Source organism: Streptomyces sp. SID11385, assembly GCF_010548245.1.
In the GTDB taxonomy this organism is placed as follows: Bacteria; Actinomycetota; Actinomycetes; order Streptomycetales; family Streptomycetaceae; genus Streptomyces.
This window is the reverse complement of the sequence record NZ_JAAGLR010000849.1, coordinates 1-4,438: the sequence shown is the minus strand read 5'-3', so window position 1 is coordinate 4,438 and position 4,438 is coordinate 1. Positions and strand designations below refer to the sequence as shown.

General features: G+C 76.2%; 5 protein-coding genes. 3 read left to right on the top strand and 2 right to left on the bottom strand.

Features of this window, described 5'->3' with window-relative positions:
* Window positions 1–244 precede the first annotated feature (244 nt).
* Entirely contained in the window at window positions 245–1,105 is an 861-nt protein-coding gene (gene otsB, locus G3I42_RS25795) for a trehalose-phosphatase (RefSeq protein WP_164289789.1), read from the bottom strand.
* Between the two features lie 83 nt (window positions 1,106–1,188).
* Window positions 1,189–1,596: a DUF3263 domain-containing protein gene (locus G3I42_RS25790; protein WP_164289786.1), complete on the bottom strand. Its 408-nt coding sequence runs from the start codon at window positions 1,594–1,596 to the stop codon at window positions 1,189–1,191.
* A 186-nt stretch (window positions 1,597–1,782) separates the two neighbouring features.
* Between G3I42_RS25790 and G3I42_RS25785 the strand changes: the two genes are divergently transcribed.
* The 3 genes from G3I42_RS25785 to G3I42_RS25775 all read left to right on the top strand — a co-directional run.
* On the top strand, window positions 1,783–2,715 hold the full coding sequence (locus G3I42_RS25785) for an ROK family protein (RefSeq protein WP_164289784.1): 933 nt from the start codon (window positions 1,783–1,785) through the stop codon (window positions 2,713–2,715).
* Window positions 2,715–3,887: an N-acetylglucosamine-6-phosphate deacetylase gene (nagA, locus tag G3I42_RS25780; protein WP_164289782.1), complete on the top strand. Its 1,173-nt coding sequence runs from the start codon at window positions 2,715–2,717 to the stop codon at window positions 3,885–3,887. The genes G3I42_RS25785 and nagA overlap by 1 nt, the downstream gene beginning before the upstream one ends.
* Before the next feature lie 211 nt (window positions 3,888–4,098).
* Window positions 4,099–4,438: PfkB family carbohydrate kinase (locus G3I42_RS25775; RefSeq protein ID WP_239096673.1), on the top strand; the 340-nt coding region annotated here is incomplete at its 3' end.

Here is a 4,438-nt window from a genome sequence, read left to right as displayed (position 1 = left end):
GGCGGCGCGGCAGTGTGATGGTGTGTTCGGTGGCTGTGGATAACTCGCCCTGTGCGGGAACGCTCTCACTCGGTGGGGTGAGGCGTTGTGCGGGTTTCCCGGAGTTGTCCACAGATGTGGCGGGACGGGGCGGGGGGCGGGGGCGGCTTTGGAAGAATGGTATTGGGGCCGCCCCCTGGGAGGGCGGGGGCTGCCCTGAGCCGCGCGGAAGCCACCCCCAGCCGCCTCGCCCCAGCCCCTCCCCCTACCCCACCGCCGCCCCCAACGCCCCCAGAAAAGCCACCACTTCCTCCGGCCCTCCCTCCAGCGGCAGGTCGGCGCGGGTGGTGAGTTCGGGAACCTCGGTGCCGGAGGCGAGGAGGAGGCCGGGGCGGGCGGGGCGGCCCGCTTCGACGGCGGCGTAGGCGGCGAGGTCGCCGAGGTCGTCACCGGCGTAGAGGACGGAGGTGGCGCCGACCTCGTCGAGGTAGGTCGTCAGCGCCTTGCCCTTGTCCATGCCGGGCGGGCGCAACTCCAGGACCATCCGGCCCGGTTCGACGATGAGTCCGTGGCGTTCGGCGAGCGCGGTGAGCGGGGCGAGCAGCGCGTCGTAGGCGCCCTGCGGGTCCTCGGCCCGGCGGGTGTGGACGGCGACGGCCTGGCCCTTGTCCTCGGTCCACAGGCCGGGGAAGTTCCCGTTCTCCGCCAGCACGGTGGGCAGTTCGGCGCGTGCCGCGGTGAGCCCGGGGGGCGGGGGCGGGGCGGTGAGTTCGCCGCTCGCGGCCTCCCAGCGCTCGGCGCCGTACAGGCCGAGCACGACGAGGTGTTCGAGCCCGGGGACGCCCGCGAAGCCCCCGTAGCGGACGGCGGTCTCGGCGGGCCGCCCGGTGACGACGGCGACGGCACGGACGTGCGGCGCGAGGCGGGCGAGCGCTTCGACGGCGCCGGGGCGGGCGCGCGCGGTATCGGGGTCGGGGACGATGTCGGCGAGCGTGCCGTCGAAGTCGAGCGCCACGACGGCGCCGGAGGGCTGGTCGAGAACGGCCCGCAACCCTGCCCGCCCGGCCTCGGTCACGGGCTCGGGGAGCGGGGAACGGGAGGAGTGCGAGTCAGGCGCTGCGGTCATGCGCCGACTCTAGGCCGCCCGCGCCGCGCCCGTCTCACCGCTCCGCCCGCGCGCCGACTCCGGGCCGCCCGTCCGCGCCCGTCTCACCGCTCCGCCCGGCGTGCCTCCCGTACGCGGCGCAGGCGGTGGACGGTGACGGGGGCGTGTGCCTCGGCGGCGGGGTCGTCGAGGAGGGCGTTGAGGAGTTGGTAGTAGCGGGTCGGCGACATGCCGAGGCGTTCGCGGACGGCGCGTTCCTTGGCGCCGGGCCCGGTGAAGCTCTCGCCTTCGAGGGCGAGGACGTCGCGGTCGCGGGCGGAGAGAGGCGCCGGGTGCGGCGGGGCGGCGGGGGCCTCCGCCACGGGCTCCCCGGCGCCGACCGCCGCCTCCCCTCCGGGCTCCCCGGCGCCGCTCGCGGACTCCCCTCCGGGCTCCCCGGCGCCGCCCGCCGCCTCCCCCACGGGCTCCTCGCCCCCGGCTCCCCGGCCCGGTTCCTCATGCGTGTCGTTCATTCCTCGCAGCCTAGAGCGCCGCTCCGACACCCGTCCGGCACCCGTGCGGCACCCGCCCGACACCCGTGCGGCACCCGTCCGGCACCCGTCGCGCACCCGTCCGTCTCCCTCCCCGTCGCCCCTCCCGGCAACTTCGCCACGCGAATGGACTAGACCTCTTCCGGTTGAGGCGCCAAACTGTTTCACGTGAAACATGTCATCGCCCTCGATGTGGGCGGCACCGGAATCAAGGCCGCCCTGGTGGGGCCGGCGGGTGAGCTGCTGCACGAGGCGCGGCGGCGCACCGGGCGCGAGCAGGGGCCCGAGGCGGTGGTCGAGGGCATCCTCGCCTTCGCCGCGGAGCTGTACGCGTACGGCAGCGAGCGGTTCGGCGAGGGGGCGAGCGCGGTCGGGATGGCGATCCCGGGCGTGGTGGACACCGAGCGCGGGATCGCCGTCTTCTCGGCGAACCTCGGCTGGGAGAACGTGCCGCTGCGGGCCCTGCTGAGCGAGCGGCTCGGCGGTGTGCCCGTCGCGCTCGGCCACGACGTGCGGACGGGCGGGATCGCCGAGGGACGGCTCGGCGCGGGGCACGGCGCCGACCGGTTCTTCTTCCTCGCGCTCGGCACGGGCATCGCGGGCGCCTACGGCATCAACGGCGTCATAGAGCCCGGCGCGCACGGTTCGGCCGGGGAGCTGGGGCATGTCGTGGTGCGCCCGGACGGGCCGCCGTGCGGGTGCGGGCAGCGCGGCTGTCTGGAGCGGGTGGCCTCGGCCTCCGCCGTCACCACCGCCTGGGCACAGGCGAGCGGGGACCCGGAGGCGACCGCCGCGGACTGCGCGCGGGCCGTGGTCGCGGGGGACCCGCGCGCGCTCGCCGTGTGGGAGGAGGCCGTCGCGGCGCTCGCCGACGGGCTGCTCATCGCCGTCACCCTGCTCGACCCCCGGACGCTGATCATCGGTGGCGGGCTCGCCGAGGCCGGGGAAACCTTGTTCACACCGCTGCGCGCGGCCGTCGCCGCGCGCGTCACCTTCCAGGCGCTTCCCGAGATCGTGCCCGCCGCGCTCGGGGACACGGCGGGCTGCCTCGGCGCCGGCCTGCTCGCCTGGGACCTACTCGCCACGGAGGTAAGCGCCTGATGGCTGCCAGCACCGAGTACACCGTCCTGACCGGCGCCACCGTGGTCCTGCCCACGGGGCAGGTGCCGGACGGCAGACTCGTCGTGGCCGGGGAGCGGATCGCGGAGCGCGCTCCCGAGGGCGCCCCGGAGGTCGATCTGCGCGGGCACTGGCTCGTGCCCGGCTTCGTCGACATCCACAACCACGGGGGCGGCGGGGCCGCGTTCGGCGCGGGCGGCGTGGAGGACGTACGGACGGCGCTCGCGACGCACCGCGCGCACGGGTCGACGACCGTCGTCGCCTCAACGGTGACGGGGGAGCTGGACGCGCTCGCGGAGCGGGCCGGGCTGCTCTCGGAGCTGGCGGAGGACGGCGAGCTGGCGGGCATCCACTTCGAGGGGCCGTTCATCTCGCCGTGCCGCAAGGGCGCGCACAGCGAGGCGCTGCTGCGCGATCCGGACCCGGCGGAGGTCGCGAAGCTGCTCGCGGCGGCGCGCGGGCAGGCGCGGATGGTGACACTCGCGACGGAGCTGCCCGGCGGCCTGGACTCGGTGCGGCTGCTCGCGGAGCAGGGCGTGATCGCGGCGATCGGTCATACGGACGCGACGTACGAGCAGACGGTGGCGGCGATCGACGCGGGCGCGAGTGTGGCGACGCACCTGTTCAACGCGATGCCGCCGCTCGGCCACCGCGAGCCGGGCCCGGTCGCGGCGCTGCTGGAGGACGAGCGGGTCACGGTCGAGCTGATCAACGACGGCACGCATCTGCACCCGGCGGCGCTTCAGCTGGCTTTCCATCACAAGGGCGCCGACCGGGTGGCGTTCGTGACGGACGCGATGGACGCGGCGGGTTTCGGCGACGGGCGTTACCGGCTGGGGCCGCTGGAGGTCGATGTCGTGGACGGGGTCGCGCGGCTGACGGAGGGCGGTTCGATCGCGGGCTCGACGCTCACGATGGACCGCGCGCTGAAGCGGGCCGTGACGGTCGACGGTCTCGGCATCGAGGCGGCGGTACGGGCGCTGAGCGTCAACCCGGCCCGCCTGCTCGGCCTCGCGGACCGGGTGGGTTCGCTGGAGCCGGGCAAGGACGCGGACGTCGTGGTGCTCGACGCGGACTTCGAGGTGGCGGGGGTGCTGCGCAAGGGCCGCTGGATCGTGGAGCCGCGGCAGGCGACGGCGGCGGCGCGGGGCTGAAAGGCCGGCGGTACGGGGGCGGGCCCCGCGAGGGGCGGCCCCGTACCCGTCCCCCCGTCAGCACCCCGGCCACCCGCCGCCGCTTCCCGCCCCCGAGGCCGGGCGGTCCGCTCCGCTCCGGCCTCTGGGCGGGTGGGGTGCGGCTTTGGCATGATCGGACCTCGTGCCGGTGCCGGGTCGCGCCGGACCGTGAGGGGGAGGGGGTGCGCGGATGCTGCTGACCGTCACGCTCAATACCGCGCTCGACCTGACGTATCGCGTCCCCGCGCTGGTGCCGGGGGCGAGTCACCAGGTGCGCGAGGTGAGTGAACGCGCGGGCGGCAAGGGGCTCAACGTGGCCCGGGTGCTCGGCGCGCTCGGGCGGCGCGTCACGGTGACGGGGCTGTGCGGGGGGCCTACGGGTGAGCGCATACGGGAGTTGCTGGCCGGGGCCGAGGGGGTCACGGACGCGCTCGTGGAGACGGCGGAGCCCGCGCGGCGCACGGTCACGGTGACGGCGGACCCGCGGGCGCGGGTGGTGTCGCGGGCGGCGGCGCGGGCCGCCGCGACGG

Excerpts from the sequence above, each read along its gene's own strand:
- nagA (WP_164289782.1), top strand. The coding sequence starts at position 2,715 with ATGGCTGCCAGCACCGAGTACACCGTCCTGACCGGCGCCACCGTGGTC.
- G3I42_RS25790 (WP_164289786.1), bottom strand. The coding sequence starts at position 1,596 with ATGAACGACACGCATGAGGAACCGGGCCGGGGAGCCGGGGGCGAGGAG.
- otsB (WP_164289789.1), bottom strand. The coding sequence starts at position 1,105 with ATGACCGCAGCGCCTGACTCGCACTCCTCCCGTTCCCCGCTCCCCGAG.